The organism is Streptomyces sp. NPDC025784 (assembly GCF_055558435.1).
The window spans coordinates 5,990-19,959 of sequence record NZ_JBVHMN010000017.1 but is presented as its reverse complement, the minus strand read 5'-3'; the positions used below and the strand labels follow the sequence as shown (position 1 = coordinate 19,959).

General features: G+C 70.8%; 12 protein-coding genes. 10 read left to right on the top strand and 2 right to left on the bottom strand.

The features are described 5' to 3' along the window. Window positions 1-15: 15 nt before the first annotated feature. Window positions 16-591, top strand: coding sequence for a 5-formyltetrahydrofolate cyclo-ligase (locus ACZ4IF_RS31795; protein ID WP_467569031.1), 576 nt, complete (start codon window positions 16-18; stop codon window positions 589-591). A 161-nt stretch (window positions 592-752) separates the two neighbouring features. Here the strand turns inward: ACZ4IF_RS31795 and ACZ4IF_RS31790 are convergent, their stop codons facing one another. Further along, window positions 753-3,497 carry a penicillin acylase family protein gene (locus ACZ4IF_RS31790; protein ID WP_467569028.1) on the bottom strand — a complete coding sequence of 915 codons (2,745 nt, stop codon included), beginning with the start codon at window positions 3,495-3,497 and terminating at the stop codon, window positions 753-755. A 235-nt stretch (window positions 3,498-3,732) separates the two neighbouring features. Between ACZ4IF_RS31790 and ACZ4IF_RS31785 the strand changes: the two genes are divergently transcribed. The 6 genes from ACZ4IF_RS31785 to mscL all read left to right on the top strand — a co-directional run bounded on the left by ACZ4IF_RS31785 (window position 3,733) and on the right by mscL (window position 9,781). Next, window positions 3,733-5,271 (top strand): potassium/proton antiporter, encoded by a 1,539-nt coding sequence (locus ACZ4IF_RS31785; protein ID WP_467569026.1) that lies wholly within the window; start codon window positions 3,733-3,735, stop codon window positions 5,269-5,271. A 367-nt stretch (window positions 5,272-5,638) separates the two neighbouring features. Continuing rightward, window positions 5,639-6,901 (top strand): MFS transporter, encoded by a 1,263-nt coding sequence (locus tag ACZ4IF_RS31780; protein WP_467569023.1) that lies wholly within the window; start codon window positions 5,639-5,641, stop codon window positions 6,899-6,901. Between the two features lie 68 nt (window positions 6,902-6,969). Further along, entirely contained in the window at window positions 6,970-7,284 is a 315-nt protein-coding gene (locus tag ACZ4IF_RS31775) for an FmdB family zinc ribbon protein (protein WP_467569021.1), read from the top strand. Between the two features lie 226 nt (window positions 7,285-7,510). Then, the gene (locus ACZ4IF_RS31770; protein ID WP_467569019.1) at window positions 7,511-8,389 is read left to right on the top strand and encodes an S-methyl-5'-thioadenosine phosphorylase; all 879 of its coding nucleotides are present in this window, start codon (window positions 7,511-7,513) and stop codon (window positions 8,387-8,389) included. Between the two features lie 255 nt (window positions 8,390-8,644). Then, window positions 8,645-9,196 carry a hypothetical protein gene (locus tag ACZ4IF_RS31765; protein ID WP_467569016.1) on the top strand — a complete coding sequence of 184 codons (552 nt, stop codon included), beginning with the start codon at window positions 8,645-8,647 and terminating at the stop codon, window positions 9,194-9,196. A gap of 114 nt (window positions 9,197-9,310) precedes the next feature. Continuing rightward, complete coding sequence (gene mscL, locus ACZ4IF_RS31760; protein WP_345646074.1) at window positions 9,311-9,781, top strand: large conductance mechanosensitive channel protein MscL; 471 nt, start codon at window positions 9,311-9,313, stop codon at window positions 9,779-9,781. 43 nt (window positions 9,782-9,824) lie between these two features. On the opposite strand, the gene ACZ4IF_RS31755 is transcribed toward mscL, so the two are convergent. Next, window positions 9,825-10,007, bottom strand: a complete 183-nt coding sequence (locus ACZ4IF_RS31755; RefSeq protein ID WP_467569013.1) for a hypothetical protein — start codon at window positions 10,005-10,007, stop codon at window positions 9,825-9,827. 91 nt (window positions 10,008-10,098) lie between these two features. Here ACZ4IF_RS31755 and ACZ4IF_RS31750 point away from each other — a divergent pair, with 91 nt between their 5' ends. From ACZ4IF_RS31750 to ACZ4IF_RS31740, 3 genes are all read left to right on the top strand, one after another. Beyond that, entirely contained in the window at window positions 10,099-11,325 is a 1,227-nt protein-coding gene (locus tag ACZ4IF_RS31750) for a low temperature requirement protein A (protein WP_467569008.1), read from the top strand. Between the two features lie 165 nt (window positions 11,326-11,490). Continuing rightward, a complete protein-coding gene (locus ACZ4IF_RS31745) occupies window positions 11,491-12,549 on the top strand; it encodes a P1 family peptidase (protein ID WP_467569005.1) in 1,059 nt (352 codons plus the stop codon). A 100-nt stretch (window positions 12,550-12,649) separates the two neighbouring features. After that, window positions 12,650-13,864 carry a L,D-transpeptidase gene (locus tag ACZ4IF_RS31740; RefSeq protein WP_467569002.1) on the top strand — a complete coding sequence of 405 codons (1,215 nt, stop codon included), beginning with the start codon at window positions 12,650-12,652 and terminating at the stop codon, window positions 13,862-13,864. Window positions 13,865-13,970 lie beyond the last annotated feature (106 nt).

The following is a 13,970-nucleotide window of genomic DNA, read 5'->3' as shown; positions in this document are numbered from 1 at the left end:
GAGCCTGACAAGCGAATGTTGCGGCGAGACCTCCTCGCGGTGAGAAGCGGGTTGACGGCCGGTGACGTGCGGAAAACGGCCGAGAAACTCGCCTTCCGCGCACTGGAACTGCCCGAACTGGCGCAGGCGAGCACGGTGGCGGCGTACGTCTCAGTGGGGAGCGAGCCCGGCACCCGCGCGCTCCTGGACGCGCTCCTCGCACGCGGGGTGCGCGTGTTGCTGCCGGTCCTGATGGCGGACAACGACCTGGACTGGGGTGCGTACACCGGGGAGGAATCGCTGATGCGCGTCCAACACGGCGGGAAGATGGCTCTCTTGGAGCCGGCCGGCGACCGGTTGGGGCCGGAGGCCGTCCAGGACGCGGACGTCGTCCTGCTGCCCGGCCTCGCCGTCGACGCGCGCGGCATGCGCCTGGGGCGGGGCGGCGGCTCCTACGACCGTGTGCTGGCCCGCCTGGAGCGCGCGGGGGCCGATCCGGCGCTCGTGGTGCTGCTGTACGACACGGAGGTCGTCGAGCGGGTGCCGGCGGAGGTGCACGACCGGCCCGTCCATGCCGTGGTGACCCCCTCGGGCGTGCGCCGCTTCCGCTGACGGCCCGCCCTCCCCCGGACCACGAGGGAGCTCCACGCGCGCGTGGCTCGCGCGACCGGAGCCGACCCCCGCAGACGGAGGTGGCCCCCCACGCGTGCGTGGAGGGCCACCTCGGCCGGAGCGCGGGCCGCGGGCGATGCCCGCGCCGCTCCGTCAGCGCGTCACGGCTTCAGGACCAGGGTGTCGCTCGTCTTGTCGTCGACCGCCTGCTTCGAGAAGGCCCACGGCAGCAGCTCGCCCTTGGCCCACTTGTCCGTCTGGTCGGTGTAGTGGGCGTTGTAGGCGTGTCCGGAGGCACCGGAGAGGTTGATCCACTTGGACTTGTCGAGGTCCCCGAGGTTCACCACCATCCGCATCGACGGCACCCAGACCACGCCGTAGCCGCCCGCCGCGTTCCAGCCGGTGGCGTTGACCGTCGCCTCGCCGCCGCTGAGCTTCCAGGGCCCGCGGTTGAGCATGTACTTCAGGAAGGCCGGGCCCTCGGTGCCCATCGTCTGGTTCTTCAGGAACAGGCGGTGCAGCCGGCCCCAGCTCCAGGTGTCGATGTCCTTGCCGAGCTTGGCGGTCAGCTCCCAGCGGGCGTCCTTCATGGCCCGCCCGAACAGCTCATCACGGGTGCCGGTCGCCCTGTCGGTGCGCGTCTTGGGCGACTGCCACCAGTCGTCGTCCTCGTCGTCGACGATCTTGCGGACCACCTCGAACCAGCGGTCGCCGCCGTCCGGCTGCGCCTGGTCGGCGTCGCGCTGGCCGCACTCGCGCACCGACCGGTCCTCGTCCGCGGGGCCCGTCGTGTCGACCGGGTCGACCCACAGGCACTGACCCTTGACGCGCAGCTCCTTGGGCAGCTTGTTGCCGAAGGCGAGCTTGAGGATGTTGCGCCAGGTCGCGTTGAAGTACGCGGCCGCGGCGGAGTCGGCGTCCTGGGTGTAGTCCCAGCCCTCCAGCAGCTTCTGCGCCTGGCGGACGTCCGGGTCGTCGACGTCGATCTTGAGCAGCTTGGGCACGAGCAGCTTGGCGATCTCGCTGCTGTTGTCGAGCTGCATCTGGCGCATGTCGTCGGTCGAGATCTTGCCGCCGCCCTTGATCTTCGACTCGATCAGGTCGGCGATCCGCTGGCTGCGCGTGCCGTAGCCCCAGTCCGTGGTGAGCGTGTAGGGGTACTTGTCCTTGTCGACGACGGCCTGGTTGGCGGTCACGATGTAGCCGCGGTCCGGGTTGTACTCGTAGGGCAGCTCGGCCTGCTTGATGTAGCCGGTCCACTTGTACTTGGAGGTCCAGCCCGGCGAGGGGAGCGAGCCGTCGCCCTCGCCGCGGATCGGGATGCGGCCCGGCAGCTGGTAGCCGATGTTGCCCTTGGTGTCGGCGTAGACCAGGTTCTGGGACGGCACGTCGAAGTACGTGGACGCCTTGCGGAACTCCGCCCAGTCGGACGCCTTGTCCATCTGGAAGACGGCGTCCATGGAGGTGCCGGGGTTCAGCGCGGTCCAGCGCAGCGCGATGCCGTAGCCGTCGCCGCGGTCGGGTGCCGCGGTGTCGACGGTGGCCTTCCTGCCGACCTTGACGAGTTCGTCGTCGCGGTCGGACAGCAGCGGCCCGTTGTTGGTCTCCCGGACGACGATCTTCTTGGAGGCGCCGCCCGCGACCTTGATCGTCTCCTTGCGGGACTTGAAGGGCAGCACCTTGCCGTCGTACTGGTAGCCGTCGCCGGTGAGCTTCTCCAGGTAGAGGTCGGTCACGTCGACCCCTGAGTTGGTCATGCCCCAGGCGATGTCCTTGTTGTGGCCGATGACGACGCCGGGCATGCCCGCGAAGGTGTAGCCCGAGACGTCGTACCGGCACTTGTCGGAGAGGCTGGTGCAGTGCAGGCCCATCTGGTACCAGACCGACGGCAGCGAGGCCGACAGGTGCGGGTCGTTGGCCAGCAGCGGCTTGCCGGTGATCGTATGCTTGCCGGAGACGACCCAGGAGTTGGAACCGATGCCGTTGCCGTTCACGCCGACGGCCGTGGGCACGTCGTCGAGGACGTCGTAGAGCCCGGAGAGCTGGCTCTGGAAGCCGGAGGGGGCGGTGGCGCCGCCCGCGAGGCCGGTGCCCGTGGTGGTCGTCGAGGTGGTGTCGCCCTGGACGTACGACCCCGTGACGTCGTCGTAGCGGCCCTCCTGCACGATGGCCTTGTTCCGGCTGTACGGGTAGTCGGGGTACAGGTCCGCGATCTGCTTCGGGCCGAGCCGGCTCGTCATCAGTGAGCGGTCGATCTCGTCCTGCATGTTGCCGCGCAGGTCCCAGGCCATCGCCTTGAGCCAGGCCACCGAGTCGACCGGGGTCCACTCCTGGGGCTTGTAGTCGTTGGTGAAGCCGAGGGCCGCGTACTCCAGGGAGATGTCCTTGCCGTCCTTGCCCTTCAGGTAGGCGTTGACTCCCTTGGCGTATGCCTGGAGGTACTTCTTCGTGGACGCCGACAGCTTGGTGTCGTACTCCTGCTTCGCGATCCGGTCCCAGCCCAGGGTCCGCAGGAATTCGTCGTTGTCGACCTGGCCCTTGCCGAACATCTCGGACAGCCGGCCCGAGGTCATGTGCCGGCGCACGTCCATCTCGTAGAACCGGTCCTGCGCCTGCACGAAGCCCTGCGCCATGAACAGGTCCTCGTCCGAGGAGGCGTAGACCTGCGGGATTCCGTAGTTGTCACGCTTGACGTCGACCGGGCCCGACAGCCCGTCGAGCCGGATGCTGCCCTTCGTCTGCGGGAAGGACGCGCGCACGGTGCTGATGCTCCAGTACGCGCCGAAGGCGACGCCTGCTATGACGGCGAGCACCAGGACAATCAAGAACAGACGGGCTTTGCGCCCCTTCTTCCTGCCGGACTTGCCGGGCTTCGTGCCGGAAGAGGCGGTGGTGTTGGGGGGCATCGCTGTCCTTGCTGTCCTAACGCGAGCGGCAGGCGGTCCTGGAGTGCTGGAGCAACCATAGGCGCAGGGCCAAGAGCGCCTTGACGCGGAGTCGGGTAGCCGGGAGCACGGACGTTCGATCTTGTCCCAGGAAGCGTCAAGAAAGCGTCAAGAGTTAGGTAAGGTAACGAAGTACTTGCACTGAAGTACCGGATTCCAGTGCTCAGATCCTGGCGCCCGCCACGGCGGGACCGGATTGGCGAGAAAGGAACGGCCGCTGACTGTCCACCACCTCAACCAGCTCCTGCTCGTGTGCTCGCTCGTCCTGCTCTTCGCGGTCGTGGCCGTCCGGATCTCCTCACGCAGCGGGCTCCCCACGCTGCTCGTGTACCTGGGCATCGGCGTCGCGATCGGCCAGGACGGGATCGGCGACGTCCAGTTCAACAACGCCGCACTGACCCAGGTCATCGGATACGCGGCACTGGTCGTGATCCTCGCCGAGGGCGGCCTGGGCACGAAGTGGAAGGAGATCAGGCCGGCCCTCCCGGCCGCCTCCTCGCTGGCGCTGGTGGGTATCGCGGTGAGCGTCTCCGTCACGGCCTCGGCGGCCCACTACCTGATCGGTCTGGAGTGGCGGCAGGCGCTCATCATCGGAGCGGTGGTGTCCTCGACGGACGCGGCGGCGGTCTTCTCCGTGCTGCGGAAGATCCCGCTCCCCGCGCGCGTGACGGGCGTCCTGGAGGCCGAGTCGGGCTTCAACGACGCCCCCGTCGTGATCCTCGTCGTCGCGTTCTGCGCCGCGGGCCCCGTGGAGCACTGGTACGAGCTGCTGGGCGAGATCACACTGGAGCTGGCCATCGGCGCGGCCGTCGGCATCGCGGTGGGCTGGCTCGGCTCGTACGGACTGCGGCACGTGGCGCTGCCCGCCTCCGGCCTCTACCCGATCGCCGTGATGGCCATCGCCGTCGCCGCCTACGCCGCCGGCGCGCTCACCCACGGCAGCGGCTTCCTCGCCGTCTACCTCGCCGCGATGTTCCTGGGGAACGCCAAGCTGCCGCACTGGCCCGCCACCCGCGGCTTCGCGGAGGGGCTCGGCTGGATCGCCCAGATCGGGATGTTCGTGCTGCTCGGCCTGCTCGTCACCCCGCACGACATGGGCGACGACATCGTGCCCGCGCTGGTCATCGGCCTGGTCCTCACCGTGGTGGCACGGCCCCTCAGCGTCGTGACCGGCCTGCTGCCGTTCCGCATCCCGTGGCAGGAGCAGGCGCTGATGTCCTGGGCCGGACTGCGCGGCGCCGTGCCCATCATCCTCGCAACCATCCCGATGGTGAGCGGCATCGAGGGCAGCCGCCGGATCTTCAACATCGTCTTCGTCCTGGTCGTCGCCTACACCCTCGTCCAGGGGCCCACCCTGCCGTGGCTGGCGCGCAAGCTGCACCTGGGCGAGACCACGGGCGCCGCCGACCTCGGCATCGAGTCGGCACCCCTGGAGCGGCTGCGCGGCCACCTGCTGTCCGTCGCGATCCCCGAGGGCTCGCGCATGCACGGCGTCGAGGTGGGCGAGCTCCGGCTGCCCGCGGGCTCCGCCGTGACCCTCGTCGTGCGCGACGAGACCTCGTTCGTCCCGCTGCCCACGACCGTGCTGCGCCGCGGTGACGAACTGCTGGTCGTCGCCACCGACCAGGTCCGGGACGCCGCCGAGAAGCGGCTGCGCGCCGTGGGGCACGGCGGCAAGCTGGCCGGCTGGCTGGGCACCGACGGCCCGGGAACGCACCGGCGCACAGGACACTGAGGAGCGATGGGCATTCACAGGCGGACGCCGCCGCGGTGCTCATTTTCACAGGCCCGGCCTCTTCGACCCCTGTACGATGAAGGCACACCTAGATCGAACCACCTCTGCCTGACGCAGAGCTGGCGCGACCGCACGGCGGCCGTGACGCCCTCCCGCAGTGGGCGACGGTATCTACCGCAGTTCCGCGCAAGAGGACAGCTCTCGGCGCCCCCGCAGGGCGAGTGAGTCGAAGGGGAGCGCCGGAGTCCAGGGCGTGAGCGCGCGAGTCCGAGGGGCCCGCACGGTCACCGCCCGGCACCGGCCCCGGCACCCCTGAGGCGAGCACGCGCGACGGGTCGCGCTACCAGGTGGCAGAAAGGCACGGGCCGTGGCATCCACGGTCACCTCCCGCCCCGGATACGGACAGCTGCTGCGCACCCCCGGCGCCTGGACGTTCCTGCTCCCCGGCTTCGCCGCACGCCAGCCGTTCGCGATGCTGACCATCTCCATCGTGCTGCTCGTGCAGCACACCACCGGCTCGTACGGAAGCGCCGGCGCCGTGGCCGCCGTCACCGGTGTCTCCATGGCGTTGTTCGCGCCCTTCACGGGCCGTCTCGCCGACCGCCACGGACAGCGGGCCGTCCTGCTGCCCGGCGTCCTGGTGCACGCGCTGGCGGGTTTCTCCCTGACGGCCCTCGCGCTCGCCGACGCCCCCCTGTGGGCGCTGTTCGCCGCCGCCGTGCCGACCGGTGCCTCGGTGCCGCAGATCGGCCCCATGGTGCGGGCCCGCTGGGGCGCGAAGCTCCAGGACTCCCCCCTGATGACCACGGCGGCGGCCTTCGAGTCCGTCACGGACGAGCTGACCTTCGTGTTCGGCCCGCTGCTCGCCACGGCGCTGTGCACGGCCGTGGACCCCGCCGCGGGACTGCTGACCGAGGCCTCGCTGACCCTGGTCGGCGGTCTGCTGTTCGCCGCGCAGAGGAGCACGCAGCCGGCCGTCACGACCGGCGGGCACGCGCGCGTGGAGCACGTCTCCGCCCTGCGCGTCCCCGGCGTGCGGGTCCTGATCGTGACCTTCCTGGGCATCGGCTCCGTCTTCGGCGGCATGCAGGTCTCCCTGGCCGCGTTCAGCGAGTCGATCGGCGAGCCCGGCCTCAACGGCGTCCTGTACGGCGTCTTCGCCGCGGGCAACATGCTCTCCGGCGTCGTGTGCGGTGCCATCGCCTGGAAGGCGGCGCCGCAGCGGCGTCTCGTCATCGGGTACGCGGCCCTGGCACTGACCGCCTCCGGCCTGTGGACGGCCCACTCGGTGGTCGTGCTCGCCGGGATCGGCCTGCTCGTGGGCATGTGCATCGCACCGGCCCTCATCACCGGCTACACCCTCGTCGAGGGCCTGGTGCCGCAGGGCGCCCGCACCGAGGCCTTCACCTGGCTGACCGGCGCCGTCGCGCTGGGCCAGGCCGCGGCCGTCACGGTGGCCGGGCAGATGGAGGACCGCCTCTGGGACGGCGCCGGTTTCCTGGTCCCGATGGCCGGTACGGTGCTGGCTCTGGCGACCCTGGTGACACTGCGGTCACGCCTGACACCCAGGGGTGCGGGGCGCACCGTGGCGCGTGGCGTCGGTCACCGAGTGCCGGTGACAGTGGACTGATCTCTCGGAATACGTCACTATGGACCGTCGTTAGCACTCATTGAGTGAGAGTGCCAGGAGGAAGACAAGTGCCGACCTACCAGTACCAGTGCACCGAGTGCGGCGAGGGCCTTGAGGCGGTGCAGAAGTTCACCGACGACGCCCTGACCGCGTGCCCCAACTGCGGTGGCCGCCTGAAGAAGGTGTTCTCGGCCGTCGGCATCGTCTTCAAGGGCTCCGGCTTCTACCGCAACGACAGCCGCGGCTCCTCGTCGAGCAGCTCGCCGGCGTCGTCGAAGACGTCCGGCTCCTCCACGTCGACCTCGTCGTCCTCGACGGCCTCGTCGTCGTCCTCCGACTCGAAGTCGTCGGGCACCGGCTCGTCCAGCAGCTCCGCCGCTTAGCCCGCCGGGGCACGGCTGCCACTGCGCAGCCGCGGGCCGGCCGTCTCGTGCCGCTCGGCAGGGCTGCCCGGACCGCCCGGCCGGGCTTCCTCGGCCGGCACTGCTCCCGGAACGCCGTCAGGCCCCGGACCCGTTCTCCCGCGAGACCCCGCCGTCGTACGACGGCGGGGTCTTCGGCGTTCCCCGACCCGGCTGCGACGCCGCCCGTCCGGCTAGTGTGCGGTCCATGGCGAACACGGAGAACGCACAGCGCCCCGACGAGGAGCAGACCGCGGCCAGGGCCGCGATCGGTGTGATCGGCGGCTCGGGTTTCTACTCCTTCCTCGACGACGTCACCGAGATACAGGTGGACACGCCCTACGGAGCACCCAGCGACTCCCTGTTCCTCGGCGAGATCGCCGGACGGCGGGTCGCCTTCCTCCCCCGCCACGGCCGCGGCCACCATCTGCCGCCGCACCGCATCAACTACCGGGCCAACCTGTGGGCGCTCCGCTCCGTGGGCGTACGCCAGGTCCTCGGCCCCTGCGCGGTCGGCGGGCTGCGCGAGGAGTACGGGCCCGGAACCCTCCTCGTCCCGGACCAGATGGTGGACCGCACGAAGACGCGCGCGCAGACGTACTTCGACGGGATGCCGCTGCCGGGCGGCTCCGTCCCGAACGTGGTGCACGTGTCGCTGGCCGACCCGTACTGCCCTGTCGGGCGCAAGGCGGCCGTCGACGCCGCGCGCGGTCGGGACTGGGAGCCGGTGGACGGCGGCACGCTCGTCGTGGTCGAGGGACCGAGGTTCTCCACCCGTGCCGAATCCCTCTGGCACCAGGCGCAGGGCTGGTCGGTGGTGGGCATGACCGGCCATCCGGAGGCCGCGCTCGCCCGCGAACTGGAGCTCTGCTACACCTCCTTGACCCTGGTCACCGACCTCGACGCCGGCGCCGAGAGCGGTGAGGGCGTCTCGCACGAGGAGGTGCTGAAGGTGTTCGCGGCGAACGTGGACCGGCTGCGGGGCGTGCTCTTCGACGCGGTCGCGGGGCTGCCGGAGAGCGGGACGCGGGACTGCCTGTGCACGAAGGCGCTCGGCGGGATGGACCCGGGGTTCGACCTGCCGTGACGCGGTGCGGGGCGCTCCGGGCGGGTGCGGGAGTGCCCTTGGCGGCGGGGACACCTGGCTCGGCGGCGGGGACACCCGTCTAGACGCCGGGGGGACGCGTGGCTTGACGGCAGGGACTCCTGCAGGGTGGAACTTCCCGTTCGGGTGAGGGAGTTGTCCACAACCCGGGGGTGGTCCACAGGGCGCGGCGGGCTCGGCCACGAAGCCGCATCGTGGGATCGCAAGCCGGTCTCTCGTCGCAGGTGGTGGTCACCCATGGCTCAGCTCTCCCTTCTCGTGCGCCCGCCCGGCGCGGACGCGCCTGCGATCTGCGAGGTGCCGCACTTCGCCCCCGTGCGCGTGCACGGCGGACGGTATGCGCTGCGGCGTCTCGCGCGGCACCAAAAGCGTGCCCTGGCCGCGGGACTCGCGGTCACGGCGGCTGCGCTCGTGGCGGCGGGCCCACAGGACTCCGAGCCGTCGCGGGGGCATCCACCGGACGCCGTCCCGGCCCCTTCGGCGGCGGCGTCCGCGGCCGCCGCGGATCCCGTGCGCGACCACCGCGCCGCCGACACGGTGACGGCTCCGGTGCGGATCACGGACGCCGCCACGGTCCGTCTGCTGCGGCCGGGCGACCTGATCGACGTGATCGCCGCGGACGGCGGCGGCACGGGCCGGGTCGTCGCGGCCGGAGCTCGCGTCACCGAGGTGCCGGAGGTCGAGGCCACCGAGAGCGGAGCACTGGTCCTCCTCTCGGTCCCCCGGCCGACGGCGGCGCGGCTGGCCGGCGCGAGTGCCGGCGCACGACTGGCGGTGACGCTGCGATGAGTGAGGACGTGGCGCCAAGTGCCATGTCGGAATTGCCCAATTGGACAGGCCCCGCACGGCCTGACGTAGGTTGCGGAGCTGTTTGTTCCACAACCTGTGCGGAGGGGCCTGCTCGTGAGCGAGAAGAAGCAACCCGGCATCTGGGAGGGCTTCAAGGCCTTCCTGATGCGTGGCAACGTCGTCGACCTGGCCGTCGCGGTGGTCATCGGCGCGGCCTTCACCAACATCGTCAACTCCGTGGTGAAGGGCATCATCAACCCGCTGGTGGGCGCGATCGGCACGAAGAACCTCGACAGCTACAGCACCTGCATCAAGGACCCCTGCACCGGCAGCGGGGACACCGCGACGGGCGTCCGGATCCTGTGGGGCTCCGTGCTGGGCGCGACGCTCAGCTTCGTGATCACCGCGGCCGTCGTCTACTTCCTGATGGTGCTGCCGATGGCCAAGTACCTCGCGCGGGTGGAGGCTCGCCGGAAGGCGAAGGAGAGCACGCACGAGGTCATCGAGGTGACCGAGCTGGAGGTGCTCAAGGAGATCCGCGACGAGCTCGTCGCCCAGCGCGGCCAGGGACGCGCCCAGGACTGACGGCGGACCCCGGCTGCCGTCCGCGAGCGCGCGGCGGCCGGGCTCAGATGTGGTGGGGCGGCTTCTCGTCGAGGAAGCGCTTCAGGTCGGCCGCGCTGTCGCCGGTGCTCTCGCCCCGCTCGCCCCACCCACGGTCCGTGTCGTCCGAGGACTGCTGGTTCAGCGGGTCGTCGAAGACCAGCGCGGGCTTCGGATCGCGCGGTTCGGGGGCGGGGACGGTACTCATGCGTTCAGGGTACGCCGGGGGCACCGCACCCAGGATCGCTTGTGAACGCCTTCACATGAATTTCCGGCGCTTTTCTGTTGTGCTTGGCCGTATGACGTCCAGCCCCGCTTCCGAGCCGGCCGCAGCCCCGCCCCGGCCCTCCGGCCGCACGCCGTTGCGCCGCATGACCGCCCGCGGCCGTGAGGAGGCACACCGGGTCGCCTCCCCGCTGGAGCTCTTCTTCGACCTGTGCTTCGTCGTGGCCGTCGCCCAGGCGGGCATGCAGCTGGTGCACGCCGTGGCCGAGGGGCACGCCGGCGAGGGCATCCTGAACTACGCGATGATCTTCTTCGCGATCTGGTGGGCCTGGATGAACTTCACCTGGTTCGCCTCGGCGTACGACAACGACGACGCGCTCTACCGCTTCGTCACCCTGGTGCAGATCGCCGGTGTCCTCGTCCTCGCGGCCGGGGTGTCCGAGGCCTTCGAGAAGCACGACTACATGCTCGTCTGGCTCGGCTACGCGATCATGCGGTTCGCGATGATCGCACAGTGGCTGCGGGCCGCACGCTCCACGCGGGGCGCCGAGAGAACCATGGCCCTGCGGTACGCGGGCGGAGTGCTGCTGTGTCAGGTCGGCTGGCTGGGGCTGCTGGTCCTGCCGGAGTCCGGCCGGCCGTGGGTGTACCTGGTGATGGTGATCGCCGAACTGTGCGTCCCGGTGTACGCGGAGAAGGACTTCAACACGTCGTGGCATCCGCATCACATCTCCGAGCGGTACGGCCTGTTCACGATCATCGTGCTCGGGGAGACGATCGCCGCGGCCACGATCGCCGTGAAGTCCGCCGTCGACGAGCAAGAGGCGGTGGGCGAGCTGATCCCGATCGCCGTGGGCGGGCTGCTCATCGTGTTCTCCGCCTGGTGGATCTATTTCGTGGTGCCGATCCACGGACATCTGCGCTCCAGCAAGCACGCGTTCCTGTGGGGGTACGGCCACTACCTGATCTTCGCGTCGGCGGCCGCGATCGGCGCGGGGCTGGAGGTGGCGGTCGAGCAGGCGGTCGGCAAGGCGCACATCTCGACGCTCTCGGCGTCCGCCGCGGTGACTCTCCCGACGGCGCTGTTCTTCCTCACCGTCTGGACGCTGCACTCCCGCCACTTCAAGATGGGGATCGCGCAGCAGCTCGTCCTGCCCACCACCGCGCTGCTGGTCATCGTGTGCACGTTCCTGGGCGAGTGGGCGGTGCTCGCCGCGGGAATCGTCTCGGCCCTGTCGGTGGTGATCGGGATGCTGCTTCCGGCCCGGACGATCGCGGGACGGACGCCGAGAACCGCGTAGACGGGCAGTCGGGGCAGAGAGAGGGCGGTCGGGTGGGAGCCGGGGCCCGGGTGGCCATGCCCCGGGCGGTCACATCCCGGGTGGTCGTGCCCCGGGTCGTCATGCGCCTGGGTGGTTGTGCGGTGGTGTGATCGTATTACCCGGTGTGCGGGGAAGGCTGAGCGCATGACAGTTGACGCTCTGACGGATGTCACGGGTCTTCGGGTGGGGCACGCGACGCGCACCGGGGACGGCTGGCTCACCGGCACCACGGTGGTGCTCGCCCCGGAAGGCGGCGCGACCGCGGCTGTCGACGTGCGCGGCGGCGGGCCCGGCACCAAGGAGACCGACGCGCTGGACCCGCGCAATCTGGTGCAGAAGGTCGAAGCCGTGGTGCTCACCGGTGGCAGCGCGTACGGGCTGGACTCGGCGTCGGGCGTGATGGCCTGGCTGGAGGACCGGGGGCGTGGGGTGCGCGTGGGCGCGGACCCGGCCCACGTGGTGCCGGTGGTGCCGGCGGCATGCGTCTTCGACCTGGGCCGCGGCGGCGACTTCCGGGCGAGGCCCGACGCGTCCACCGGCCGGGCCGCGGTCGAGGCGGCGGACGCGAGCGAGCCGGGCGAACCGGTGCGCGAGGGCTGTGTGGGCGCCGGCACCGGGGCGGTGGTCGGGCGGCTCAAGGGCGGTGTCGGCACGGCGAGCGCGGTGCTGGAGTCCGGCATCACGGTGGGCGCGCTGGTGGTGGCGAACGCGGCGGGATCGGCGACGGATCCGGAAACGGGGGCGCTGTACGGGGAGTTGCTGAGCCGGCGGGTGGAGTACCCCTCGGCGGCGGTGCACAAGGCGGCGCGGGCGCGGCTCGCCGAGGCCGCGGCGAGGAACACCCCGCCCCCGTTGAACACGACGCTCGCCGTGGTCGCCACCGACGCCGATCTGACGCGCGCCCAGACGCAGAAGCTGGCGGGCACGGCGCACGACGGGATAGCGCGCGCGGTGCGGCCGGTGCATCTGCTGAACGACGGGGACACGGTGTTCGCGCTGGCCACGGGTGCCCGGCCGCTCGACGCGGAGAACCCCCTCGCACTCAACGAGATTCTCGCGGCGGGCGCGGATCTGGTGACGCGGGCGATCGTGCGGGCCGTACGGGCCGCTGTGCCGGTGGACGGGCCGGGCGGCCTGTGGCCGTCCTACGAGGAGCTCTACGGGCAGCCGCCGCTGGGCGATTGTCCCGGTTCTGTCACGTGATGGCATCCGGCGCGATCGGAGGGAACCCGACGCGTCGACGCTCGCTCTTTGTCCTCGAAACCGAGCGGAACCCGCGCATCACACGAAACTGGAGCAGCCCGTGACAACGCCGGACAGGACAACACGGCGCGCACTGGGGGCCTGTGCCGCCCTGATGGTCGGCGCCCTCACCCTCACCGCATGCGGCGGCGACGCCAACGCCGACAGCGGCAAGGACGGCAAGAGCGCGACCAGGACGTCCACGGCGAAGATCGTCATCTCGGCCGAGGACGGCTCGACGGGCGCGTCCATCAACGCGACCGGGGTGAAGGTCAGCGACGGCGAGCTCACCGACGTGAAGATGACGGTGGCCGGGACGGGGACGGCCGTGCCCGGGACGATATCCGCGAGCGGCGGCTCCTGGAAGCCGAAGGAGCAGCTGGAGCGGGGCACGAAGTACCAGATCTCGGCGACCGCGAAGGACGCGAAGGGGCGGACCTCGGCGGCCAACTCCATCTTCACGACGGTGTCTTCGGGCAACAGCTTCATCGGCACCTACACGCCGGACAACGGATCCACCGTCGGCGTCGGCATGCCCGTGTCGTTCACCTTCGACAAGGTGATCGGCGACAAGAAGGCCGTGCAGTCGCACATCAAGGTCACATCGAGCAGCGGCCAGCAGGTCGTGGGCCACTGGTTCGGGGCACAGCGGCTCGACTTCCGGCCCGAGACGTACTGGAAGGCCGGCTCCAAGGTCACGATGAAGATCGACCTGGACGGCGTGGAAGGCGCGAACGGCGTCTACGGGGTGCAGAAGAAGACCGTCACGTTCACGATCGGCCGTTCCCAGGTCTCCACGGTCGACGTCCGCACGCAGACCATGACCGTCGTGCGGGGCGGCAAGACCCTCAAGTCCGTGCCGATCTCGGCGGGCAGCCCGGAGCACACCACGTACAACGGGCAGATGGTGATCTCCGAGAAGTTCGTCCAGACCCGGATGAACGGCTCGACGGTCGGCTACGGCGGCGAGTACGACATCGCGGACGTGCCGCACGCCATGCGGCTGACGACGTCGGGGACGTTCATCCACGGCAACTACTGGTACAACCGCGGGAACCCGCCCTTCGGCCGGCAGGGAACGAGCCACGGCTGCGTGGGACTTGCCGACGTGCAGGGCGCGCGCGGGGACACGACCGCCAAGTGGTTCTACGACAATTCCCTCATCGGGGACGTCGTGACGGTCAAGAACTCCCCCGACAAGACGGTCGCGCCGGACAACGGGCTCAACGGCTGGAACATGTCGTGGAGCGCCTGGACGGCGGGAAGCGCCCTCTGACGAGCGGCTTTTGACGACCGGGCGGGGGGGGGGGGGGGGGGGGGGGGGGGGGGGGGCCGGGGTGGGGGGGGGGGGGGGGGGGGTTGGGGGGGGGGGGGGGGGGCCG